Here is a 23,922-nt window from a genome sequence, read left to right on the forward strand (position 1 = left end):
GGCAGAGTATCAGCATAGCCCTAGTTCACCAGAAAGGGCTGATATGGCCGCGCGAGGATAAGAAGAGGCCCGGGCGACAGGGTCGCCCGGGCCTCTTGGGGTGCCCGACAAACCTAGGCGGTGAGGCTTACTCCAGGGTCTCGCCGGCCAGCATAAACCAGGTCTCGAGTACCGCATCCGGGTTGAGGGAGACGGAGTCGATGCCCTGCTCCATCAGCCACTTGGCCAGGTCCGGGTGATCGGAGGGGCCCTGACCGCAGATGCCCACGTACTTGCCCTGGGCCTTGCAGGCGGCGATGGCCATGGCCAGGAGCTTCTTCACTGCCGGGTTCCGCTCGTCGAAGAGGTGGGCGATGATGCCGGAGTCGCGATCCAGGCCCAGGGTCAACTGGGTCAGATCGTTGGAGCCGATGGAGAAGCCGTCGAAGTGCTCCAGGAACTCCTCGGCGAGCAGCGCATTGGCCGGCAGCTCACACATCATGATCACTTTCAGGCCGTTGTCGCCGCGCTTCAGGCCGTTCGCAGCGAGCAGTTCGACCACCTGGCGCGCCTCGTCGGGGGTGCGCACGAAGGGCACCATGATCTCCAGGTTATCCAGGCCCATCTCGTCGCGGACCCGCTTGAGCGCCCGGCACTCCAGCTCGAAGCAGGGCCGGAAGGCGTCGGAGATATAACGGGAGGCGCCGCGGAAGCCGAGCATGGGGTTCTCTTCGCCGGGCTCGTAGAGCTTGCCGCCGATCAGGTTCTCGTACTCGTTGGACTTGAAGTCCGAGAGGCGCACGATGACCCGGTTGGGGTGGAAGGCGGCGGCCAGGGTGCTGATCCCCTCCACCAGCTTGTCCACGTAGAAGCTGACCGGGTCGGCGTAACCGGCGGTGCGGGCGTCGATGGTCTGCTGCAACTCCAGGGGCAGGGTGTCGTAGTCCAGCAGCGCCTTGGGGTGCACGCCGATCATGCGGTTGATGATGAACTCCAGGCGCGCCAGGCCGACCCCGGCATTGGGCAGCCCGGCGAAGCCGAAGGCGCGGTCCGGGTTGCCCACGTTCATCATGATCTTGAAGGGGATCTCCGGCATGGCATCGACGCTGGAGGTGCGGCAGTCGAAGTCGAGCAGCCCCTCGTAGACGTGGCCGGTATCGCCCTCGGCGCAGGAGACGGTGACCTCGCGGCCATCCGCCAGCACCTCGGTGGCATCGCCACAGCCCACCACCGCCGGGATCCCCAGCTCCCGGGCGATGATCGCCGCATGGCAGGTACGCCCGCCGCGGTTGGTGACGATGGCCGAGGCGCGCTTCATGATCGGCTCCCAGTCCGGGTCGGTCATGTCGGTGACCAGGACATCGCCGGCCTGCACCTTGTCCATCTCCTCAGGAGAGAGAATCACCTTGACCGCGCCGCGGCCGATGCGCTGGCCGATGGCCCGCCCCTGGACCAGGGTGCGTCCCTTCTCCTTGAGTTGGAAACGCTCCAGCTTGCCGCCCTCCTGCTGGGAGACCACGGTCTCCGGGCGGGCCTGGACGATATAGAGCTTGCCGTCGTCGCCGTCCAGGGCCCATTCGATATCCATGGGGCGCTGGTAGTGCTGCTCGATGATCACCGCCTGGCGGGCCAGGTCCATCGCCTGGTCGTCATCGATGCAGAAGCGGCCGCGCTCGGCCAGCGGCACGTCCACGGTGGCCACCGACTTGCCGGCGCTGGCGTCCTCGGTGTAGACCATCTTGATCAGCTTGGAGCCCAGGTTGCGACGCAGCACCGCCGGGCGGCCGGCGGCCAGGGTCGGCTTGTGGACATAGAATTCGTCCGGGTTGACGGCGCCCTGCACCACCGTCTCGCCGAGGCCCCAGGAGGCGGTAACGAAGACCGCATCGCGGAAGCCGGACTCGGTGTCCAGGGTGAACATCACCCCGGAGGCGCCGGTCTCGGAGCGCACCATCTTCTGCACCCCGGCGGAGAGCGCCACGTTCTCGTGGGCGTAGCCGCGGTGCACCCGATAGGAGATGGCGCGGTCGTTGAACAGCGAGGCGAACACCTCGTGGACGGCGCGCTTGATATTGTCGAAGCCCTCGATATTGAGGAAGGTCTCCTGCTGGCCGGCAAAGGAGGCATCCGGCAGGTCCTCGGCGGTGGCCGAGGAGCGCACCGCCACCTTGAGGCTGGGGTGCTGGGCGACCATCTGGTCGTAGGCGGCGCGCAGGTGTTGTTCGAAGGTGGGCGGCAGCGGGGTATCGATCACCCACTGGCGAATCTCGGCACCCACCCGGGCCAGTTCGGCCACGTCATCCACGTCCAGGCTGGCCAGGGCCGCATTGATGCGTTCGTTGAGCCCCTCATGGGCGAGGAACTCGCGATAGGCATGGGCGGTGGTAGCGAAGCCGCCGGGCACGCTGACGCCGGCCCCGGCCAGATTGGAAATCATCTCCCCCAGGGAGGCATTCTTGCCGCCGACGCGTTCGACATCGTTCATGCCGAGTTGATCGAACCACAGAATGTACTCTTCCACGCGACCCCCTTATTCCTTGCGACGCCCGGGCAGCGGGCACCTTGACTAGAGGGGGTCACCCTACCAATGCCGGGGCGCCTACGCCATTGGTCTAACAGCGAAGTCACTGAAGATTTTTTACAACAATCGCCCTTTTACGGCGATTCTTGTAGTTGCCGGCCGAGCCGCCAGCCGGGACAATCGGGGAAATTCCCTGCCGTGAGTCCTCCGCATGCCCCGTACCGCCTTCTTTATCTCCGACGGCACCGGCATCACCGCCGAGACCCTGGGCCGCAGCCTGCTGGCCCAGTTCGAGAACGTCGAGATCCGCATGGTCACCAAGCCCTATATCGACAGCCCCGGGAAGGCGCGCTCCCTGGTGGAGGTCATCGAGGCGGCGGCGGTGCGGGACGGCGAGCAACCCATCGTCATCGATACCATCGTCGATACGGAGATTCGCAGCATCATCAGCACCGCCCCCGGTTTCAAGGTGGACATCTTCTCGACCTTCCTGGCGCCCCTGGAAGAAGAGCTCGCCACTCACTCCACCTATACGGTGGGCCGCACCCACGCCATCGGCCATGACGCCGTCTATATGAATCGCATCGATTCGGTGCATTTCGCCCTGGACAACGATGACGGCGCCCGCACCCACCAGTACGACAAGGCGGATGTGATCCTGGTCGGGGTCTCGCGCTGCGGCAAGACCCCGACCTCCCTCTACCTGGCGCTGCAGTTTGGCATCCGCGCCGCCAACTATCCGCTCACCGAGGACGATCAGGACGAGGACGGCACCCTCAAGCTGCCCCGTTCCCTGGCCCCCCATCGCCACAAGCTGTTCGGCCTGACCATCGACCCACGGCGCCTGTCGGCGATTCGCAGCGAGCGGCGGCCCAACAGCCGCTACTGCTCCATCGACCAGTGCACCCAGGAGGTGCAACAGGCCGAGGCCCTCTACCGGCAGATGCATATCCCCCATATCGACACCACCCGCTTCTCCATCGAGGAGATCTCCACCCGGATGATCGCCGAGACCGGCCTGCAGCGGCGCTTCTCGCCAAGGTAAGTGTCAACAGGGGCGACAAAGCAGTGTGACAACTCGTCCCTAACGGGCCCTCCCCCGAGCCGGGGGGGCACAGTGCCAATCGCGTCCCTAATGTTTGTCACCCATCAGCACGGTCTGGGGCCAGCGAAGCCTCTCTTCCTCCCTGCTCCATCACCCTCGCCAGGATGCGGCGGCTGTCCATGGCCAGACCCCATACCCCGAGAGCAGCCAGGGTCAGGCCAAGCAACATGCCGTCATGGCCGAGACGATCGAGCAGTACCCCGGCTGCCACGGGCACCGAGAGGCGGGTCATCACGAAGAGACTGGCTTGCAAGCCATAGTCGGCAGCGCGCCGCCGAGGCCGGGTGAAATACATCATCAGTCCGAAGAGCAGCGAGGAGATCGCGCCCATGGCCACCGCGACCAGGGCCGCCCCCAGGAGCAAGCCGGCCGTTCCGGCGCCGCGCCACACCATCGCCGTCAAGACGACCAGGGCGCACAGGCAGAGACCGGTGAAAAGCGGCATGGCGCGCCCGGGCCCCAGGTGCCGGGCCATACGCCCCCCTATCACACTGGCCAGGGCGCCCAGCGTCCCTCCACCCACGCCCACCAGCCAGGCCACCTGCTCAGCCGGCATGCCCAGGTCGAGCATCAAAGGCTTGAGATAGAGCCAGGCGGCACCGATGAAGGGGAAGGCGGTGAGTAACAGGCAAGTCCAACGCTTCGCTCCCGGTTGGGCGAAGTAGCCACGCCAGCCGCCCTCCTCCACGCTTGCGGCGACGCTCTTCCTGCCGGTCTCAGGCGCCTCGCCCGGCACTGCCAGCAGGATGGCTCCCACCACCAACGCCGCGGCCATCAGCAGGAAGGGGGCCGACCAGCCCCAGCGGCTATGCACCACCAACATCACACCGCCACCGAGAATGGCCGCCAGGAACAGAGCGGCCGAGCGGATAGCCCCGGCGCGCAGGCGCTCGCTTTCCGGCAACAACTTGATCGCCAGGGCATTGGCCGGAATATCCGCCCAGGTCGCCAGGAGGCCGGCTAGAAACGCCAGGGCAAATAGCCCCCCGCGGCTGCCGGGCCCCTCCATCCACCCGATCACTGCCAGAGTGACCGCCAGCAACAGACTCAGCAGCATGGCCCAGCCCCGATAGTGGCCACTTCCAAAGCGCCAGCGCTCGACTGGTGCGGCGAGGAGGAACTTGAGCACCGCCGGCAGGCCCGCCAACTGGAACAGGCCGATATCGGTGCCCGACCAGCCCTGCTCGCGCATCACCAGCGGCAATCCCAGCAGGAGATAGATACTCGGCAATGCCAGCACGAGGTGTAGCCACCCGAACAACGCCTGGTAGCCCAGCATGCGTAAGGACGTGACGGTCATGTCGGACTCCTGCGGCCAATCAGCACGGTGACGGGCGCCATGGGGAATGGCACGCCCGGGTAGCTTTCCAACCCCGTGAAGCCGGCGGCCGCTAGTGCTCGGCGTAGCTCTCCCTGCCGCGTCACCCGACGCCCCCGCATGCACAGCGACAGGTAGTAGGGCAGGACCTCGCGCGCCTCGGTGGCGCCGTCGGGGATCTCTCCCTGGGCACAGATCAAGACGCCGCCGGGTCGCAAGGCGGCAAGGATCTTGCGCAGGGAGGCGGCGGGATCGGGAACGAAATGCAACACCGACGAGCACCAGATCAGGTCGTACTCCTGCTCGCCGATGGCGTCACTGACCAGATCGCCGCCACGGGCCCGCAGGCGCCCGGCCATGCCTTCTCGCTGGAGATTCTCCTGCGCCACTTCGGCCGCTTCGGGCAGGTCAAGCACCACGCCGCGCAGCCCAGGGTTGGCCTGGGCCAAGGCGATGGCAACCCCACCCGGGCCACCGCCCAGGTCGAGCAGCCACCGAGCCCGGGGAAATTCCGGCAGGCGAGCCACGACGGCCAAGGCCGCGTCGACGGTCGCGGCACGCTGCTCCTGGGCGATCTGACGGCGAGCCGCCTCCCGCCAGGCGGTCGCCGCCGGCGCGCCCCCTCCTCGCCCCGTGCGCAACAGCGTCCCGAGTTCGCCGCCGAAGTGGCGCAGCGATTGCCGCCGGAACCGCCAGGCGTCGCCACAGTAGCGTGGCGCGTTCGAATCGAAGAAGTGTGTGGCGACCTCCGCCGAGCAGTAGTGCCACCTGCCAGGGACGGTGGTATCGGCCTGGCGCTCCAGCAGTCCCATGCTCCAGAGCAGTTCGAGCAGATAGCCGGTATTGCCGACGTCCAGCGTGAACCGAGCGGCCACCTCCTCCACCGTCCCGGGGTCGACCAGCAGGCGGAAGAGGTCGAGCTCGAGGGCCTCGTGTAGCGCATCCGCTTGCACCGAGGCCAGGGCGATATCCCAATAAGGCTGTAGAGGATGGCGAGGCATGACGTTGAGAGAATTCATAGGTCAACACTCACCCGCAGCCCCAGCTCCCGCGGCTCGCTATAGACCCTCGCCATCCCGTTGAGAAAGCCGACGGCGTCGTAGCGCTCGTCGGTGGCATTATCGACGTAGGCCGTGATGCCATATTGACGGTGCCGATAGCCGGCGCTGAGATCGAGCCGCCCGTAGGCATCGCGCTGATGGTCGTTGGCAGCATCCAGGTAGGTCCGACCGACACCGCTCAGCCCTGCCTGGGCGTACCAGCCACTCGGCGCGTCATAGCGCAGCCCCAGGTAACCGTCCAGGTCGGGGGCGAAGGGGTTGTGGTTGCCACGGTGATCGCCCGCCAGATCCTGAAACTCCCTGAAACGCGTGCGGTTGACACCGAGTGCGGCCTGGAGCGACCAATGTGCCCCGAGCAGGTAGTCGGCCTCGAGCTCCAGCCCGGTGGAATAGGCCTTGGCGGCATTGGTGATATGGACCACACCGGGCTGCGTGATCTGCTGCACCTGCATGTCATTGACGTCCATCCAGTACGCGGCAGCGGCATATCTCAGGCGCCGATCGAGGGCCCACCCCTTGAGACCCACTTCATAGGACGCCACCCGTTGCGGATCATAGGCCGGGAAGCCATCGGCGCGAGCGAAGGCATTGAAACCGCCGGCACGAAAACCCTCGGCATAGCTGGCATAGAGGTGGGTATCCGGCGACCACTCATGCTGCAAGCTCATCTTGGGGGTGAAGCGCCGCCATTCTCGCTCCTGGCGACTACCGTCCTCCGCTGTCAGCGAGACCCGATTGCGCTCGATCCGACCTCCCAGGGTCAAGGACCAGTTGGGTGCCAGCGCCTGGGTCCACTGGCCGAACAGCGCCCTTGAGTCTCCCCCCAGGTCCACATCGGTGTGCTGCAGCCCGACAGGCGTCTGCTGCCGGAAGCCCAGCTCATGGTCATCGCTATCTGCGTAGAGCCCAAGCAGCCACTGGTGGCGACTCCCCTCGCCCTCCAGGCGGAATTCCTGGGATAGCGTGCTCAGGTGATGATCACGCTCCACGTGCAGCATATCGAGTGGTTGAAAATCGGCATCCTGGCGAACGTGGTCATGGAAGTCATGACGGGCGCTGAGCGAGCGAAAGTGCAAGTTCTCCGTCAGCTCGTGCTCGATATCCAGGGCTAACACTCGACCACTCGAGCGATTCCAACTCGCCGTTCCGGAGTGCACCTCGCGCCGGGGGGCATCGACGCGGCCCCATTGGGCTCCCCCGTCCCGGTACGCCTGGCGAGCATAGCGAAGCGTCACGTCACTGCCCGGGGAAGGCGTCCATCGCAAGGCGGCCCGCCCGGCATAGCGCTCTCGATCATCCTCCGTGCGCCCCCGATGAGGGTTGTCGATAAAGCCGTCCTGCTCGCGCCATTCCCCAGCGAAACTGGCTGACAGGCTATCGGTGACCAGTTCCCCGCCCAGGTCGAATCGCAGAGAGCGCTTGTCACGGCTTCCCAGGGCGGCATCGAACCGGGCGTAGGACTCACCGCCGGGTTGACGCGTGTGGATGTTGAGCACACCGGCTTCGGCGTTGCGCCCGTACAGGGTCGACTGCGGGCCCCGCAACACCTCGACCCGCTCGACACCCAGCAGGTTATGCTCGAACCCCTGCCCCATCAGCATCGGCACGCCATCCACCAGCATCAACATGGATGAGGAGAAGGCCGTGACATGGGAGGTCAGGCCACGCACCACCGGCAGGTTGGTGCCGGACTGGCCGATCGGCTGAAAACCAAAGCTGGGGGCTCTGCGCGACACCCCCGCCAGATCCTCCACCATGGCATCGCGGAGATCGTCGCCATGGAAGACCGACAGGCTCGCCGGCACCTCTTCCAGCCATTGCTCGACCTTGTTGGCCGTCACCGTCATGGACGCCAATTCCTGCGGCCTCTGCTCCTCTGCCCCCGGCGCTGCTTGTGCTCCACCTACCCACATCAGCAGAAGCAGCCCTCCCAGCCTGCCATGCCTGTTCCACTCTCCGTCGCTCATCTCATCCCCTCGAATCCGTACGCGGCCTCTCGGTCCACCTCAATTGACATAAGCGTCATTCTATCGGTAAATATCAATCAATCTCATATGAGATGCATATTCATCCCGTAGAGAATCCTATGAGATCCGGTGGAGGTATGTGATATGGGGGCTTGCCCAGGGAGGGTTCGGTCACCACGGCGCTTGACGATGGCCCAGGCCAACCTGGCCAGGCGGGAGAGGGGGCAGGAGCGTCGGCAACTGCCCGAGGAAGTGGGTGAATGCTATTCCGAGCGTATTGAGCTGGAGAGTGACCTCATCCTGATCCGACTGCGTTACCGCCCTAGCTGCGATCTATGCGAGGAGACCGTCGATCCTCACGGCCGCGCCATGCTGGCCATTACCCTCGGCCTCGAGGGACAATCCGGCTACCAGGGGGGCGATGGCGCAGAGCTCGCTTTCCGCGCCGGCTTCACCACCATCACCGCTTTCCGGAGCAACCATGGCGAACGCCACTATCGGGCCGGCGAGACGGTGTCGCAACTCCGCCTACTGGTCGGCGAAGAAACGCTGAAAAAATATCTGGGGAGTGAGAGGGCCAAGGCCCTGCTGGGAAATGGTGGCGTACGACAGCTGGCATTTCGCAAGAACACTAACCTCAGCCAAGGTCATGCCACGGCATTGAATGGTCACCTCGGGCAGCCCGGTCCTGGCCTGCTCGATATGCATATACATGCCCTGTCGCTGCTCGCCGAACAGCTACGGTTAATCAGCCCTTCCACACCCGAACCCTCGCGACTCGGCTGTTGGGACATTGAAAAGCTCGAGCGCGTGAGGGACCTGATGGCCGAGCGAATGGATCACCCGCTGACGATCCCTTACCTCTGCGCCGAGGTGGGACTCAACGAGTTCAAGCTCAAGGAGGGGTTCCGCCGGTATTTCAATACGACGCCTCATCGTATGCTGCACGAGATGCGCATGCGCAAGGCCCATGCGCTGCTGGAGAGCGGCTGTCAGGTAGCTCAGGTCGCCTATCGCGTCGGGTACCGTCACCCCAGTAATTTCAGCACCGCCTTTTCCAGATTCTTTGGCCGAGCGCCCAAAGCCGTCTTCGGCAAGCGGCGCGGATAAAGCGATCCAAGAAACCCTGACCCAGGACGGGGTACCGAGGTTTAGCGAATCACCCCCTCACGGCGCAGCCGGGCAATATCCTCCGGCGTCAGCCCCAGCTCGGCGAGCAGCCGCTCGCTATGTTCGCCGAGGGCCGGTGGCGGCGCCTCGGCGGTGGCCGAGACCCCATCGAAGAACAGCGGGCAAGCCACCTGAGGCACCGCCCCACCGTCGCGCTCGAGGCGACGCACCAGGCCCCGGTGCCGCACCTGGGGGTCGGCGAAGGCCTGGCTCAGGGTGTTGATGGGCCCGGCGGGAATGCCGTGGGCCTCGAAGTCGGCCAGCCAGGCCTCCCGGGGTCGAGCCTCGAGGGCCTCGGCGATGGCCGGCACCAGGGCCTCGCGATGGGTAACCCGGGCCGCATTGGTGGCGAAGCGCTCGTCCTGCGCCCACTCATGCCGCCCCAGCAGGCGCGCCAGCCGCGCGAACTGGGCATCGTTGCCCACGGTCAGCGCCAGGTGGCCATCGGCACAGGCGAAGGCCTGATAGGGCACGATATTGGGGTGGGCATTGCCGTGGCGTTGAGGATCCCTGCCGCCGACCAGGGCATTGAGGGCCTGATTGGCCAGGGTCGCCACCTGCACATCGAGCAGGGCCACGTCGATATGCCGCCCCTCGCCGGTGCGGCCGCGCTCGTCCAGGGCCGCCAGGACGCCCACCGCCGCATAGAGGCCGGTCATCACGTCGGTGATGGCCACGCCGGTCTTCATCGGCAGGCCGTCGGGCTCGCCGGTGAGGCTCATCAGCCCGCCCATGGCCTGGATCATGAAATCGTAGCCGGCGCGACTGGCATAAGGGCCATCCTGACCGAAGCCGGTGATGGAGCAGCCAATCAGGCCGGGGTTACGCGCCTTGAGGCTGGCGTAGTCGAGGCCGTACCTGGCCAGGCCACCGACCTTGAAGTTCTCCAGCAGGATATCGGCGCGCCCGGCCAGCTCGCGCACCAGGGCCTGGCCCTCGGGGCGAGTCAGGTCGAGGGCCAGGGACTGCTTGCCGCGATTGGCGCAGAGGTAGTAGGCGGCCTCCCGGGGGCCGGCCCCCTCCAGCCAGGGCGGCCCCCAGCCACGGGTATCGTCGCCATGCTCGGGATGCTCGATCTTGATCACCCGGGCGCCGAGATCCGCCAGCAGTTGACCGGCCCAGGGGCCGGCCAGCACCCGCGACAGATCCAGCACCAGGCGTCCTTCCAGGGGAGCGGCCATGGGCGTTCTCCTTGCCGGGGTGGAATCAGCAGAAGGCCTGCAGGCCGGTCTGGGCACGGCCCAGGATCAGCGCATGGACGTCGTGGGTGCCCTCATAGGTATTGACCGCCTCCAGGTTCATCATATGGCGGATCACATGGTACTCGTCGCTGATGCCGTTGCCGCCATGCATGTCACGGGCCTGGCGCGCGATCTCCAGGGCCTTGCCGCAGTTATTGCGCTTGATCAGCGAGATCGCCTCCGGCACCAGTTGCCCGGCATCGATCATCCGCCCCACCCGCAGCGCCGCCTGCAGGCCGAGGGCGATCTCGGTCTGCATGTCGGCGAGCTTCTTCTGGATCAGTTGATTGGCGGCGAGCGGCCGACCGAACTGCCGGCGTTCCAGGGTGTAGTCGCGCGCCGCGTGCCAGCACGCCTCGGCGGCCCCCATGGCCCCCCAGGCGATGCCGAAACGGGCCCGGTTAAGGCAGGAGAAGGGCCCCTTGAGCCCCGTCACCCCGGGCAGGCGCCGGTCATCGGAGACCACCACGTCCTGCAGGGCGATCTGGCCGGTGATGGAGGCGCGCAGGCTGAACTTGCCCTCGATCTTGGGCGCCGAGAGCCCCGGCATGCCCTTGTCGAGGAGAAAGCCGCGGATCACCCCCTCGTCGTCCTTGGCCCAGACCACGAAGACATCGGCGATGGGCGCATTGGTGATCCAGGTCTTGGTGCCACTCAGCACCCAGTCGTCGCCCTGACGCCTGGCGCGGGTGGTCATGCCGCCGGGGTCGGAGCCGTGATCCGGCTCGGTGAGCCCGAAGCAGCCCACCCAGTCGCCGCTGGCCAGTTTGGGCAGGTAGGTCTGCCGCTGCGCCTCGCTGCCGAAGGCGTGGATGGGGTACATCACCAGGCTCGACTGCACGCTCATGGCGCTGCGGTAGCCGGAGTCGACCCGTTCCACCTCCCGGGCGATCAGGCCATAGCTGACGTAATTCATGCCGGCGCAGCCGTAGCCCTCGATGGTGGCGCCGAGCAGCCCCAGCTCACCCATCTCGCTGATGATCTCGCGGTGGAAGATCTCGTGGCGATTGGCCTCCAGGATCCGGGGCAACAGCTTCGCCTGGCAGTAGTCGTGGGCGGTCTGCTGGACCATCCGCTCCTCGCCATCCAGTTGATCGACGAGGCGGAAGGGGTCGTCCCAGGTCACGGGGGTCGGCTGGCTCATGGTGATCTCCACACAAGGGTAAAATATCGATATTCCATGTCAATGTAGATCAATAATCCGAGGTTCACCAGCCCTGCCTGTGCCGCCCTCTCAACGCTCGCGACGACCACGATGCCGCCGTTGCCAGATGCGACGCAGCCGCCACCAGGCGATCAGACCAATGGCCAGGTTGGCGACCAGCATGCCGGCGAAGATCCCCATGGGGCCGGCCAGGTGCCCACCCAGCCAGGCCAGGGGCACGAAGAGGCCAAAGAGGCGCACCAGGGAGAGCCCCATGGCGGCCCGGGGTCGGTGCATGGCATTCAGCGACGAGACGCCGAGGATCACCACCCCCTGGGCCCCCAGCCCCAGGGGCACCAGCCACAGGAAGGCGCGCAGCACCTCCCCCACCGCCGGTTCCTCGGCGTAGCCGCCGGTCAGCCAGGGCGCCAGCAGTTGCAACAATCCCCAGACCCCCAGTTGCCAGGCCAGCACGAAGGCGAAGCAGCCACGGATCGCCCGCCAGGCGCGCTCGGGCCGATCGGCCCCCAGGTTCTGGCTGACCAGCGGCGAGAGGGTCATGGAGAGCGCCAGCACCACGATCTGGGCGATGGCATCGACCCGGGTGCCGACGCCGAAGGCAGCCACGGCGTGATGGCCATGGGCGGCGACGATCCGCGTCACCAGGGCCATGGCCAAGGGGGTAAAGAGGCTGGTAATGGCCGCCGGCACGGCGATCCGCCCCAGGGCCCACCAGGAGTCCCACACCCGGCGCGGCGTCAGGCCGCGCAGGACCAGGCAACGGCGCAGGGGCGGATAGGTCAGCAGCCCCGCGGTCATGGCTCCCCAACTGAGCAGGGTGGCCAGGGCCGCCCCGGCCACGCCCAGGGCGGGAAGGGGGCCGATACCGAAGATCAGCAGGTAATCGAGCAGCGCATTGAGCGCCGCCGCCAGGGCCATGGCCACGCCCTGGGCCCGGGTATTGCCCTGGGCCCGCAGCACGCTGTTGATCACCCGGGGCACGATCAGCAGGGCCGCCCCCCAGTACCAGACTCCCATATAGGCGTGGATATGCGGCATCAGGGCGGGATCGGCGCCCAGGGCAGCAAACAGCGCCTCGATGCTGGGCAGGCCCAGCAGGGTCACCAGGCCCCCGACCAAGGCGGCCAACAGGATGGCATCGGTGCCGCGCCGGGCCACCAGGGCCCGTTCGCCGCGCCCCAGCAGGTGCCCCACCACCGCCGAGGTACCGATCCCCAGGCCGATGGCCAGGCTGACCACGGCGAAGACCACCGGGAAGGTAAAGGCCACCGCCGCCAGAGGCTCGGTGCCCAGGCGGGCGATAAACCAGGCGTCCACCAGGTTGAAGGTGAGCATGGCCAGCATGCCGCCGATCACCGGCAGGGTCTGGCGCACCAGGGTGGCTGCCAGGGGCGCCTCGAGCAGGGCATTGGCGTTCGTCATGGGGCCTCGCATCCGGGAGCTGGGGGCGCGAATTGTGCCCCCTTAGGCCCCCGAGAGGCAAAACGGGACGCCCCGGCAGCAGGGCTTCCCGCCCGAAGGAGAAGACGCTAGCGGTTCAGAGATCCCGTAGCGGATGGTTCTCCTCGGACCAGAGGGGCGCCAGGAAGGCCTCGAGCCGCGCTTCCGACACCTCGGCCACGCCGGCATGGGACCAGCGCGGGCTCTTGTCCTTGTCAATCAGCAGGGCACGCACGCCCTCCCCCAGGTCGCCCTCCACGCAGCAGCGCACCGACAGCGACAGCTCCTCGCGAAACGCCTGGGCCAGGCTGCCGTGACGATGGCGCTGGATCATCGCCCAGGCCAGATGGGCACTGAGCGGACAACCCTCGGCCAGGCGCCGGCGATTGGCGGCCAGCCAGGCGTCGTCGCGCGGATCCTCGAGAATCCGCGCCACGGCCTCGTTCAGGCTGCCCCGGGCGGTCAGCGATTGCAGATGGTCGAAGTGGGGGCGCAGCTGCGCCGCGGGGGCACGCTCGCGGGCCTCGAAACGATCCAGTACCCCGTCCACCACGGCGGAGGCCTCGGCGCTCGCGAAATCCGCCTCGCCGAGGGCCGCCAGCAACGCCTCCCGGGCCTCCCGGGGCACCAGGCGGTCGGCCAGCCCCAGGTCCAGGGCATCCCGGGCGTTCAGGTGGGCCCCGGTCAACCCCAGGTAGGCGCCGATGCCCGGCGCCATGCGTCCCAGGAACCAGCTGGCGCCGATATCCGGGTAGAGGCCGATGGTGATCTCCGGCATGGCGATGCGGGTGGTCTCTGTGGCCAGGCGGTGGGAGGCGCCGGCCATCAGCCCCAGGCCGCCGCCCATCACGATGCCGTCGCCCCAGATCAGTAGCGGCTTGGGATAGGTATGAATGCGGTGATCCAGGCGATACTCGGCGGCGAAGTAGTCGCTGGTGAAGGCGCTGGCGGCCTCCGCGCCCTCGCCGATGGCGCGATAGAGGGCGACGATATCGCCACCGGCACAGAACGCCTTGTCGCCGGCCCCCTCCAGCCAGACCGCCGCGACGGCGTCGTCCTCGGCCCAGGCCGAGAGGCGTTGGTCCAGGGCCTCGATCATCCCCCGGGAGAGGGCATTCAGGGCCCGCGGCGCGTTCAGTCGCGCCACGCCCAGTCGTCGCCCGCCGCGCAGCGGGACCTCCTCGAAAATCACCACCTCGTCGCTCATCTTCCCTCCTCGCTGGATTCGTTTAGCCGTCACGACACCATCGTATCGGATTTCCCCGTAACGATTTACGCCAGGGACTCGACCACACCATCGGCCAATAGTCGCCTCGCCACGATCACCCTCATGATCTCGTTGGTGCCCTCTAGGATCTGATGCACCCGGGTATCACGCACCAGCCGCTCCAGGGGGTACTCCTTGATATAGCCGTAGCCGCCATGCAGCTGCAGCGCCTCGTTGCACACCGTGAAGCCCATATCGGTGGCGTGACGCTTGGCCATGGCGCAGTAGGCGCTGGCCTCGGGGTCGTCGTGATCCAGGCGCCAGGCCGCATGGCGCACCATCAGCCGCGCCGCGGTCAGCTCGGTGGCCATATCGGCGAGCTTGAACTGCAACGCCTGGAAGGCGCTCAGGGGACGCCCGAACTGCTGGCGGTCGCCCAGGTAGTCGCGGGCCAGGGTCAGCGCCTGCTGGGCGGCGCCCAGGGAGCAACTGGCGATATTCAGGCGCCCGCCATCGAGGCCCTTCATGGCGAACTTGAAGCCCTCGCCCTCCTCGCCCAGGCGGTGGGCCGCCGGCACGCGCACCCCGTCGAAACTGACCAGCCGGGTCGGTTGGCTCTTCCAGCCCATCTTCTCCTCGTTCTTGCCGTACTCGATGCCGGAGGCATCCGCCGGCACGGCGAAGGCGGAGACCCCGCCGGCGCCGCTGTCCGGCCCCCCGGTACGGGCCATCACCACCAGCAGGTCGGTGGCGCCGGCCCCGGAGATAAACATCTTGGAGCCAGAGATCACATAGTCGTCGCCGTCGCGTACCGCCCTGGTACGCAGGCTGGCGGCGTCGGAGCCGCTGCCCGGCTCGGTGAGGCAGTAGGAGGCCAGCGCCTCACCGCTCACCAGCCGCGGCAGCCAGGCCTCCTGGAGGGCCGCTCCGCCCCAGTTGGCGACCATCCAGGTGGCCATGTTGTGAATGGTGAGATAGGCGGTGGTGGAGATACAGCCGGTCGCCAGCTGCTCGAAGATCAAGGAGGCCTCCAGGCGGGAGAGCCCCAGGCCCCCCGCCGCCTCCGGGGTGTAGATGGCCAGGAAGCCCGCCTCGCCGGCGCGCTTGATCACCTCCACCGGAAAGTGGGAGCGCGCATCCCAGTCGGCGGCATTGTCGACCAGCTCGGCGCGGGCGAAATCCGCCGCCGCCTGCTGCAGGGCCCGTTGATCCTCGGTCAGGGAAAAATCCATGCCTTCACTCCTCTCATGGTAGGTTTCGCCGGGAGCCAGGACTCCCTGCGGCGACTGGGAACCAACCTAGCACTTGCTAGGTTATTTGGCATCCCCCTCCCCCTACGCCAAAAGTCGATGCCTCTGCACTTTACGTTAACGTAAACTTGGCGCTAGGCTTTGGAAAGCAAGGACGGGATGCGAGATCATAGGCGACACACCGCCAACCGTCTGACTACAGGATGACAACGATGCCGAAACCCCGCCAGGAGGCGATGGCTTCCCCCCCCGCGACCGGTGCGCTGAAACCTCAGCGCCGCACCTACTCGATCGGTGAGTTGTCGCGGCTGTTCGAGGTGACGCCCCGCACCATCCGCTTCTACGAGCAGGAGGGCCTGCTGGCGCCGGAGCGACGCGGCCAGACTCGCATCTACCACGAGAAGGATCGGGTGCGCCTCAAGCTGACCCTCAGGGGCAAGCGGCTGGGCTTTACCCTGGCGGAGATTCGCGAGGTCATCGAGCTCTACGACGCCATGCCCGACGGCAATGCGCGTCAGCTGCAGCGCATGCTGGAGATCCTCAGCGCCAAGCGGGCCGAGATGCAGGCGCGCCTGGAGGATATCCGCCTGATGCAGCAGGAGCTCGACGAGGTGGAGAGCCGCTGTCGCAGCGTCCTCGAGCAGCTGGATCGCCACGACGTCACCTGAGTCCGACCCGCTCCCGTCATGGACACCGGGCGACGCGCTCCGCGCCGCCCCAGCAACAATAACAAGCACCAGCCATCAAGGAGCCACCATGACGCCTCAGCCTGCCAGCTATGTCAGTGGAATCAGCGATACGCCCCTCAAGGGACAAACCATCGGCGACTGTTTCGATGCCACCGTAGCCCGCTTCCCGAATCGGGAGGCCCTGCTCAGCCTGCACCAGGGCGTGCGCTATCGCTGGCGCGAACTTCAAGTCGCGGTGGACCGGACCGCCCGCGCCCTGCTGGCGCTGGGTGTCGCCAAGGGCGACCGGGTGGGCATCTGGTCCCCCAACTGCGCCGAATGGACCCTGACCCAGTTCGCCACCGCCAAGATCGGCGCCATCCTGGTCAATATCAATCCCAGCTACCGCACCCATGAGCTGGAGTATGCCCTCAAGCAGTCCGGCACCTCGACGCTGATCCTGCAGGGGGCCTTCAAGAACTCGGACTATGTGGCGACCCTGGCGGAGCTGGCGCCAGAGCTGCAGGATGGCGACCCCGCCACGCTACAGAGCGCCCGACTCCCCGAGCTCAAGCGAGTGATCTGCCTGGACGGCGAGCGGGCCCTGCCCGGCATGCTTAGCTGGCAGGCCCTCCAGGCAAGAGCCGCCGAGGTCGGCGCCGAGTATCTGGCCGAGGTGCAGGCGAGCCTGCAGTTCGACGAGCCGATCAATATCCAGTACACCTCCGGCACCACGGGGGCGCCCAAGGGGGCTACCCTCTCCCACCACAATATCCTCAACAATGGCTTCTTCGTCGCCCGCACCATGAAGCTTAGCGAGGCCGACCGGATGGTGATTCCGGTGCCCCTCTACCACTGCTTCGGCATGGTGATGGGCAACCTGGGCTGCATGACCCATGGCGCCACCATGATCTATCCCGGCGACGGCTTCGACCCGGAGAGCACCCTGCGCGCCGTGGCCGAGGAGCGTGCCACCGCCCTCTACGGGGTGCCCACCATGTTTATCGCCGAGCTGGAGCACCCCGGCTTCGCCGACTTCGACCTCTCCAGCCTGCGCACCGGCGTGATGGCCGGCTCCATCTGCCCCATCGAGGTGATGCGCAAGGTGATCGACAAGATGCATATGGAGGAGGTCACCATCTGCTACGGCATGACCGAGACCAGCCCGGTAAGCTTCCAGACCCGCACCGATGCGCCCCTGGAGAAACGCGTCACCACCGTGGGCACCATCCACCCCCACCTGGAGGTGAAACTGGTCGACCCGGAGACCGGCGCCGTGGTGCCGCGGGGCGCAACCGGCGAGCTATGCACCCGCGGCTACAGCGTGATGCTCGGCTACTGGAACAACCCGGAGGCCACCGCCAAGTCCATCGATGACGCCGGCTGGATGCATACCGGCGACCTGGCGAGCATGGACGAGGACGGCTATGTGGCCATCGTCGGGCGCATCAAGGACATGATCATTCGCGGCGGCGAGAACATCTATCCCCGGGAGATCGAGGACTTCCTCTATACCCATCCGGCCATCTCCGATGTGCAGGTGATCGGCGTGCCCGACGAGAAGTACGGCGAGGAGGTGATGGCCTGGGTCAAGCTCAGCGACGGCGAGAGCCTCGACGAGGCGGGCCTCAAGGCCTTCTGCCAGGGCAAGATCGCCCACTACAAGATCCCGCGCTACGTGAAGTTCGTCGATGAATTCCCGATGACCGTCACCGGCAAGATCCAGAAGTTCAAGATGCGTGAGGAGGCCACCCACGAACTGGGGCTGGCATGATCGCCCCGCCACTACGGCAACGCGCCCCCACCGATCGCTCGGCGGGGGCGCTGGCTCTCTCAGGGGCGACGGAGCGACGCGTCTTTTAGCGCCTCGGCACCTCATCGGTGTCGGCGAGCAATAACGCCTCGATCACCCCGCGGGCCCGGGCGATCGCGGCCTCGAGGGCGGCCTCCACCTGGGCCAGGGCAATCTCTCCCTCGCCGACCCCCGCCGCGGCATTGACCACCAGGGCCAGGCTCGCATAGGGCAGCGCCAGCTCCCGGGCCAGGGCCGCCTCGGGCATGCCGGTCATGCCGACCAGGGTGGCACCATCCCGGGCCAGCCGGGCGATCTCGGCGGCGGTCTCCAGCCGCGGCCCCTGCGTACAGGCGTAGACGCCCCCGGCCACCGGGGACTCCCCCGCCACCGCCCCGGCGGCCAGGAGCGCCTGGCGCAGGGCCGCGTCATAGGGGTGGGTAAAGTCGATATGCGCCAACGGCTTGAAGCGACCATCGAAGAAGGTCCCCTCCCGGCCATGGGTATAGTCGATCAGCTGGTCCGGCACCACGAGATCGCCGGCGTACAGGGCGGGATCGATCCCCCCCACCGCATTGATCCCCAGCACCCGGCTAGCTCCCGCCTGGTGCAGGGCCCAGAGGTTGGCGCGGTAGTTGATGCGATGAGGCGGCAGGCGTCGGGGCTGGCCGTGCCGGGCCAGGAAGAGCATCTCGCGATCCTGCAGACGCCCCTGGAGCACCGGCGCCGAGGCGCTGCCCAGGGGCGTCTCGCAGCTGTGCCGCCGCAGGATCTCCAGGCCGGGGATATCGCTAAGGCCGGTACCACCGATAATTGCCAGCATCGATCCTCTCCTTGGCGCGCCGGCCGCCCTTGCCCGTCCCTATCCGCCTGCCGAAGTCATGGCGAATCGCTTATAACCTTGGGGGCAAGAATCCCCGGAGCATTGCGTCAGTCGCCCTTGCCGATCCTTATCAGCATGCCGAAGCCGAACACATGGCGACCCTCTTACAGTCCTTTCGGGGCAAAGATCCCCGGGGCGTTGCGTCAGTCGCCCTTGCCGATCCCTATCAGCATGCCGAAGCCGAACACATGGCGACCCTCTTACAGTCCTTTCGGCGCGAAGATCCCCGGGGCGTTGCGTCAGTCGCCCTTGCCGATCCTTATCAGCATGCCGAAGCCGAACACATGGCGACCCTCTTACAGTCCTTTCGGCGCGAAGATCCCCGGGGCGTTGCGCCAGTAGCCCTTATAGTCCATGCCGAAGCCGAACACATAGCGATCCTCGACTTCCAGGCTGCAGTAGTCGGCCCTGAGCCCCGGCACCGCCTTGCGCTCATGGGCCTTGTCCACCAGCACCGCGGTGGAGACGCTGGCCGCCCCCGCCTCACGACAGTAGTCGAGGATCGCCGCCAGGGTGGCGCCCTCGTCGAGGATATCGTCGACGATCACCACATGGCGGCCGGCCATGGGAATCTCCGGGGAGACTCGCCAGAACAGCTCGCCGCCGCGGATGCCGCCCCGATAGCGGGTGGCGTGCAGGTAATCCACCTCCAGGGGGAAGCCCAGGCGGGTCAACAGATGCCCGGTGGTGATCAGGCCACCGTTCATTACGCAGTAGAAGACCGGCAGCTTGTCGCCGAGGTCGGCGGTGATCTGCTCGGCCATGCGGTCCAGGGCCTTCTCAACTGCCTCCTGGGTGATCAGGCAGTCGGCATCGGCCATGATATCGCGCATGGTAGTCAGGGATTCATGGTGCTCGGGGGCCAGTCGCGTCATGGGCTCGCTCTCGAAATCGGCTAAAGCGGCGGCGCCACGGCAGGCACCGCCGGCACTTATTGGGAAGGGTCGGCCAGGGATTCCAGCTGGGCGTGGACACGGCGCCAACGGGACAGCGCCGGCAGGGCCTCGAGGCTGGGCCGGGCGCGGCAGTAGCGCAGCTTGGCCTGGCGCTTGCAGGCCCGCCCCACACAGGCGTCCAGCACCTCCAGGGCGGCGGCGCGGTCATTGCAGATCAACACCATATCGCAACCGGCCTCCAGGGCGGCCAGGGCCCGCTCGCCGGGACTGCCGGCCACGGCGGCGCCGGCCATGCCCAGGTCGTCGGAAAAGATGGTGCCCTTAAAGCCCAGTTCCTCGCGCAGCAGGCCCAGCCAACTGCGCGAGAAGCCGGCGGGACGCTTATCGAAGGCGGAATAGACCACATGGGCCGGCATCACGCCGTCCAGCTCGCCGGCCAGCTCGGCGAAGGGCAGCAGGTCATGGCGGCGCAGCGCCTCGAGGGGGCGCGGGTCCACCGGCAGCTCGCGATGGGAGTCGGCGGCGACGCCGCCATGGCCGGGGAAGTGCTTGCCCACGGCGACCATGCCGGCCTCGTGGAGGCCCTTGATAAAGGCCCGTCCCAGCAGGCTGACCACCTGAGGGTCGGCGGAGAAGCTGCGATCACCGATCACCGTGGAACCGCCGCCCTCCACGTCCAGCACCGGGGCGAAGGTGAGATCGAGACCGCAGGCGGCCATCTCCATGCCCAGCAACCAGCCGGCATCCTGACAGCGCTGTACCACGGCCTGGGGATCTTCCTCGAAACCCTCGGCGAGCCTCGCCATGGAGGGTAACCGGGTCACGCCCTCATGCAGGCGCTGGACCCGCCCTCCTTCCTGGTCGATCGCCAGCAGCAGGTCGGGGCGCAGGCGGCGAATGGCCGCGCACAGCGCCTGGACCTGCCGGGCATCCTCGATATTGCGGGAGAACAGGATCACGCCACCGACCTCGGGGCGCTTGAGCATGTCACCTTCCTCAGGGCGAAGCCGGGGGCCTTCCAGATCCAGCATCACCGAGCCGAGAGGTTGCGTCATGTTCATCTTCCTTGGCTGAAGAAGTGGGGCATTCTAGACCAATGTCTGAGGCGACAACAGGGTCACTCAGTCGTGGAGCCACACCGGCGTGCCCGGGGGCGTCGCGGCGAACAGCGCCAGGAGGTCATCGTCACGCAGGCGGATACAGCCGTGGGAGGCGGCCACGCCCATGGGCTGATCCGGTGGGGTGCCATGCAGATAAATATAGCGACGCTGGCTATCCACGTCGCCGCCACGGTTATATCCCGGCTCCAGGCCGCACAACCAGAGGATGCGAGTGAGGATATAGTCGCGCCCGGGCACCGCCTGCTCGGGGTCGAAGATCTCCCCCGTGGGGCGGCGCCCGCGAAATACCGTGCCGCGGGGCCGGTCGGCGCCGATGGCGGCACGGACATAGTGCCAGCCCTGGGGGGTCTGACCGCTTCCCTCCTGCTGACCATTGCCGGCGATGCCGCTGGAGATGGCATGGGAGAGGACGGCCTCTCGCCCCCGCCAGAGGGTCAGGCGCTGGGCGCCGAGATCGATCTCCAGCCAGGGACCGTCCCGGGGCGGCAGGGCATCGAGTCGCGGGGTACGCATGGCCTAGGCCACCGACTCGGCGGGCTCGGGCAGGGGCGCATGCATGGCGGATACCACCACCGGGCGCATGCGCCGAATCAGGTCGCGCACGGTGACCTGCTCGCCATAGTCCTGCTCGGCGATATCGCGCAGGGCATCGAGGCCCGAGAGGGTGAAGATCACGCTACCCAACACGAAGTGCAGCCGCCAGAAGCGCTCGGCATCGGGCAGCTCCGGGGTGGCTCGACGCACCAGCTCGGTGAAGCGGGTGAAGACGCTGCCATAGTGCTCCTGGATATAGCGGCGCAGGTGACCCTGGGCCTGGCTATAGGCGAGCCCCAGCAAACGCATGAAGACCTTGAGGCTATTGCGCTCGGCGGGCACCTCCAGCACGGTACGCGCCATGCTCTCCAGCAGGGTCTCCAGGGGGATGTCGCGCCCCTGGTATTCCGCCTCCAGCTCGTCCAGGGCGGCGTGGAAGCGTTCGGTGAAGGGGTCCAGGTAGCGGGCGAAGACCGCCTGGATCAACGACTTCTTGGAACCGAAGTGGTAGTTCACGGCGGCCAGATTGACCTTGGCCTTGCTGGTGATATTGCGCAGCGAGGTCTCGGCAAAGCCGCGCTCGGCGAACAGCACCTCGGCGGTATCGAGAATACGGGTCACGGTATCGGTCTGGGCCATAGGGCGCGGCTCCCCCAGGCCGTCTCACCCGGCCCCTCGCCGAGGGGCGCTGGGGGCGCTTGCCCTCACCGGGATAAGACGGCTGTTTAAAACATGAAATCTTCGAGTAGTGCCGGGATAGTGGCATAAAACATCGTAGTTTAAAACGCCGTTACACTCAGGATACGCGGCAAGGCGGGGCAACGCTTACTGTATGTAAAACCATGCTGTATACTTGAACAAACCCTTGAATACGCCGTGGAGCCCGCCATGAGCCGCCCCCTCACCCCGCGCCAGCAGAACGTCTACGACTTTATCGTCAAGACCCTCAACGAGCAGGGCTATCCCCCCACCCGGGCCGAGATCGCCCGGGCCCTGGGCTTTCGCTCGCCCAACGCCGCCGAGGAGCATCTGCGCGCCCTGGAGCGCAAGGGGGTGATCCGCATGGTGGCCGGCACCTCCCGGGGCATTCGCCTGCCCGCCCAGGAGAGCGCCGAGGCCGAGAGCGACGTCACCCCTCCGGGGTTGCCGATCATCGGCGAGGTGGCCGCCGGCAGCCCCATCCTGGCCACCGAGCATATCGACCGCTACTGCCCGCTGCCGCCGGATTTCTTTACGCCCCGGGCCGATTACCTGTTGCGGGTTCGCGGCCTCTCCATGAAAGACGTGGGCATCCTCGAAGGCGACCTGCTGGCGGTGCACCGCACCGAGCGGGTGCGCGACGGCCAGATCGTGGTGGCACGCCTCGAGGACGAGGTCACGGTGAAGCGCTTCCGCCGCCAGGGCCCTCGGGTCTGGCTGGAAGCGGAGAATTCGGACTTCGCCCCCATCGAGGTGGACCTGCGCAACGAGGCCCTGGAGATCGAGGGCATCGGCGTCGGGGTGATCCGCGGCGGCAACGGCCAGGCCCTCAACTAGGACGCCATGGCGACCCGCAAGATTCTCCATGCCGACTGCGACTGCTTCTATGCGGCGGTGGAGATGCGCGACGACCCCAACCTGGGCGAGGCCCCCCTGGCGGTGGGCGGCAGCCGGGAACGGCGCGGAGTCATCGCCACCTGCAACTATGCCGCCCGGGCCTTCGGGGTGCGCTCGGCGATGCCCACCGCCCAGGCCCTGCGCCTGTGCCCCGACCTGGTACTGCGAGCGCCTGACTTCGAGCGCTATCGGGCGGTCTCCCGGGAGATCCTCGCCCTCTTCCACGAGCTCACGCCCCGGGTCGAGCCCCTCTCTCTGGATGAGGCCTACCTGGACATCAGCGCCGTGACCCGCTTCCAGGGCAGCGCCACCTGGATGGGACAGTGGCTCAAGGCGGAGTGCCTGGCCCGCACCGGCATCACCCTCTCGGTGGGCGCCGCCCCCAACAAGTTTCTCGCCAAGGTGGCCAGCGACTGGGACAAGCCGGATGGCCTCTGGGTGGTTCCCCCCGAGGCGGTAGAGGCCTTCGTGGCGGCCCTGCCGGTGAACCGCCTGCCCGGGGTGGGGCCGGCCACCGCCGGCAAGCTCGACACCCTGGGCATTCGGCGGTGCGATGAGCTGCGCAGCCTGCCCCGGGAGGCGCTGATCGAGCAGTTCGGCAAGTTCGGCCAGCGCCTCTTCGAGCTCTGTCGGGGACAGGACGAACGGGAGGTGCGCCCCCAGCGGGAGCGCAAGTCGGTAAGCGTGGAGACCACCTTTCCCCGGGACCTGCCCGACTTGGCCAGCTGCCAGGCCGCCCTGCCGGAGCTGGTGGCGCGCCTGGAGGCGCGCCTGGCCCGCCACGGCCATCCACCGCCGAGCCACGCCTTCGTCAAGGTGCGCTTCAACGACTTCAGCCTCACCACCCTGGAGGGCAGCGCCCCCTGGGACACCCTGATGACCCAGGCCTGGGCGCGGGGCGGCCGGCCGGTGCGCCTGCTGGGGGTCGGCGTACGCCTGCGCCCACCGGAGGCGCTGCGCCAGCTGCCGCTCTTCGACGAGGCTCCCTGAGCAAAGCGCCCTCCTCTC

Annotated in this window: 20 protein-coding genes; 6 read left to right on the top strand and 14 right to left on the bottom strand. The window is 67.2% G+C overall.

Translation table 11 applies throughout. The features are described 5' to 3' along the window. Positions 1-127: 127 nt before the first annotated feature. On the bottom strand, positions 128-2,500 hold the full coding sequence (gene ppsA, locus ACZ5EF_RS10075; RefSeq protein ID WP_346062290.1) for a phosphoenolpyruvate synthase: 2,373 nt from the start codon (positions 2,498-2,500) through the stop codon (positions 128-130). Positions 2,501-2,711: 211 nt separating this feature from the next. On the opposite strand from ppsA, the gene ppsR reads away from it, so the two are divergent. Further along, positions 2,712-3,545 carry a posphoenolpyruvate synthetase regulatory kinase/phosphorylase PpsR gene (gene ppsR / locus ACZ5EF_RS10080; RefSeq protein WP_346062289.1) on the top strand — a complete coding sequence of 278 codons (834 nt, stop codon included), beginning with the start codon at positions 2,712-2,714 and terminating at the stop codon, positions 3,543-3,545. A 97-nt stretch (positions 3,546-3,642) separates the two neighbouring features. Here the strand turns inward: ppsR and ACZ5EF_RS10085 are convergent, their stop codons facing one another. Genes ACZ5EF_RS10085 through ACZ5EF_RS10095 form a run of 3 tightly spaced genes read right to left on the bottom strand, consistent with a single transcriptional unit; the run spans position 3,643 to position 7,831 of the window. Continuing rightward, positions 3,643-4,905, bottom strand: a complete 1,263-nt coding sequence (locus ACZ5EF_RS10085) for an MFS transporter (protein WP_346062288.1) — start codon at positions 4,903-4,905, stop codon at positions 3,643-3,645. Further along, complete coding sequence (locus ACZ5EF_RS10090; RefSeq protein ID WP_346062287.1) at positions 4,902-5,942, bottom strand: methyltransferase domain-containing protein; 1,041 nt, start codon at positions 5,940-5,942, stop codon at positions 4,902-4,904. Before ACZ5EF_RS10090 ends, ACZ5EF_RS10085 begins: the two co-directional genes overlap by 4 nt. After that, positions 5,939-7,831, bottom strand: coding sequence for a TonB-dependent receptor (locus tag ACZ5EF_RS10095; protein ID WP_346062286.1), 1,893 nt, complete (start codon positions 7,829-7,831; stop codon positions 5,939-5,941). The genes ACZ5EF_RS10090 and ACZ5EF_RS10095 overlap by 4 nt, the downstream gene beginning before the upstream one ends. Positions 7,832-8,140: 309 nt before the next feature. Here ACZ5EF_RS10095 and ACZ5EF_RS10100 point away from each other — a divergent pair, with 309 nt between their 5' ends. Beyond that, the gene (locus tag ACZ5EF_RS10100; RefSeq protein WP_346062285.1) at positions 8,141-9,061 is read left to right on the top strand and encodes a helix-turn-helix transcriptional regulator; all 921 of its coding nucleotides are present in this window, start codon (positions 8,141-8,143) and stop codon (positions 9,059-9,061) included. 41 nt (positions 9,062-9,102) lie between these two features. On the opposite strand, the gene ACZ5EF_RS10105 is transcribed toward ACZ5EF_RS10100, so the two are convergent. The 5 genes from ACZ5EF_RS10105 to ACZ5EF_RS10125 all read right to left on the bottom strand — a co-directional run bounded on the left by ACZ5EF_RS10105 (position 9,103) and on the right by ACZ5EF_RS10125 (position 15,406). Continuing rightward, positions 9,103-10,302 (bottom strand): CaiB/BaiF CoA transferase family protein, encoded by a 1,200-nt coding sequence (locus tag ACZ5EF_RS10105; protein WP_346062284.1) that lies wholly within the window; start codon positions 10,300-10,302, stop codon positions 9,103-9,105. Between the two features lie 25 nt (positions 10,303-10,327). Beyond that, positions 10,328-11,506: an acyl-CoA dehydrogenase gene (locus ACZ5EF_RS10110; RefSeq protein ID WP_346062283.1), complete on the bottom strand. Its 1,179-nt coding sequence runs from the start codon at positions 11,504-11,506 to the stop codon at positions 10,328-10,330. A gap of 90 nt (positions 11,507-11,596) precedes the next feature. Continuing rightward, positions 11,597-12,949, bottom strand: a complete 1,353-nt coding sequence (locus tag ACZ5EF_RS10115) for an MATE family efflux transporter (protein WP_346062282.1) — start codon at positions 12,947-12,949, stop codon at positions 11,597-11,599. 115 nt (positions 12,950-13,064) lie between these two features. After that, positions 13,065-14,174, bottom strand: a complete 1,110-nt coding sequence (locus tag ACZ5EF_RS10120; RefSeq protein WP_346062281.1) for an enoyl-CoA hydratase/isomerase family protein — start codon at positions 14,172-14,174, stop codon at positions 13,065-13,067. Between the two features lie 65 nt (positions 14,175-14,239). Next, positions 14,240-15,406: an acyl-CoA dehydrogenase family protein gene (locus ACZ5EF_RS10125; protein ID WP_346062280.1), complete on the bottom strand. Its 1,167-nt coding sequence runs from the start codon at positions 15,404-15,406 to the stop codon at positions 14,240-14,242. A 230-nt stretch (positions 15,407-15,636) separates the two neighbouring features. On the opposite strand from ACZ5EF_RS10125, the gene ACZ5EF_RS10130 reads away from it, so the two are divergent. Together ACZ5EF_RS10130 and ACZ5EF_RS10135 are read left to right on the top strand one after the other, a co-directional pair. Next, complete coding sequence (locus ACZ5EF_RS10130) at positions 15,637-16,092, top strand: MerR family transcriptional regulator (protein ID WP_346062279.1); 456 nt, start codon at positions 15,637-15,639, stop codon at positions 16,090-16,092. Positions 16,093-16,180: 88 nt separating this feature from the next. Beyond that, positions 16,181-17,866: an AMP-binding protein gene (locus tag ACZ5EF_RS10135; RefSeq protein ID WP_346062278.1), complete on the top strand. Its 1,686-nt coding sequence runs from the start codon at positions 16,181-16,183 to the stop codon at positions 17,864-17,866. An 85-nt stretch (positions 17,867-17,951) separates the two neighbouring features. Here the strand turns inward: ACZ5EF_RS10135 and ACZ5EF_RS10140 are convergent, their stop codons facing one another. The 5 genes from ACZ5EF_RS10140 to ACZ5EF_RS10160 all read right to left on the bottom strand — a co-directional run bounded on the left by ACZ5EF_RS10140 (position 17,952) and on the right by ACZ5EF_RS10160 (position 21,957). Further along, positions 17,952-18,707 (bottom strand): S-methyl-5'-thioinosine phosphorylase, encoded by a 756-nt coding sequence (locus ACZ5EF_RS10140; protein WP_346062277.1) that lies wholly within the window; start codon positions 18,705-18,707, stop codon positions 17,952-17,954. A 356-nt stretch (positions 18,708-19,063) separates the two neighbouring features. Next, positions 19,064-19,642: a hypoxanthine-guanine phosphoribosyltransferase gene (locus ACZ5EF_RS10145; RefSeq protein ID WP_346062276.1), complete on the bottom strand. Its 579-nt coding sequence runs from the start codon at positions 19,640-19,642 to the stop codon at positions 19,064-19,066. A 56-nt stretch (positions 19,643-19,698) separates the two neighbouring features. Next, positions 19,699-20,718 carry a beta-N-acetylhexosaminidase gene (gene nagZ, locus ACZ5EF_RS10150; protein ID WP_346062275.1) on the bottom strand — a complete coding sequence of 340 codons (1,020 nt, stop codon included), beginning with the start codon at positions 20,716-20,718 and terminating at the stop codon, positions 19,699-19,701. A 66-nt stretch (positions 20,719-20,784) separates the two neighbouring features. Next, positions 20,785-21,297, bottom strand: a complete 513-nt coding sequence (locus ACZ5EF_RS10155; protein WP_346062274.1) for a L,D-transpeptidase — start codon at positions 21,295-21,297, stop codon at positions 20,785-20,787. 3 nt (positions 21,298-21,300) lie between these two features. Further along, positions 21,301-21,957, bottom strand: a complete 657-nt coding sequence (locus ACZ5EF_RS10160; RefSeq protein ID WP_346062273.1) for a TetR/AcrR family transcriptional regulator — start codon at positions 21,955-21,957, stop codon at positions 21,301-21,303. A 249-nt stretch (positions 21,958-22,206) separates the two neighbouring features. Between ACZ5EF_RS10160 and lexA the strand changes: the two genes are divergently transcribed. Further along, positions 22,207-22,854: a transcriptional repressor LexA gene (lexA, locus tag ACZ5EF_RS10165; protein ID WP_346062272.1), complete on the top strand. Its 648-nt coding sequence runs from the start codon at positions 22,207-22,209 to the stop codon at positions 22,852-22,854. Between the two features lie 6 nt (positions 22,855-22,860). Next, positions 22,861-23,904 carry a DNA polymerase IV gene (gene dinB, locus ACZ5EF_RS10170; protein WP_346062271.1) on the top strand — a complete coding sequence of 348 codons (1,044 nt, stop codon included), beginning with the start codon at positions 22,861-22,863 and terminating at the stop codon, positions 23,902-23,904. Positions 23,905-23,922 lie beyond the last annotated feature (18 nt).

This window comes from Bisbaumannia salifodinae, assembly GCF_055388505.1.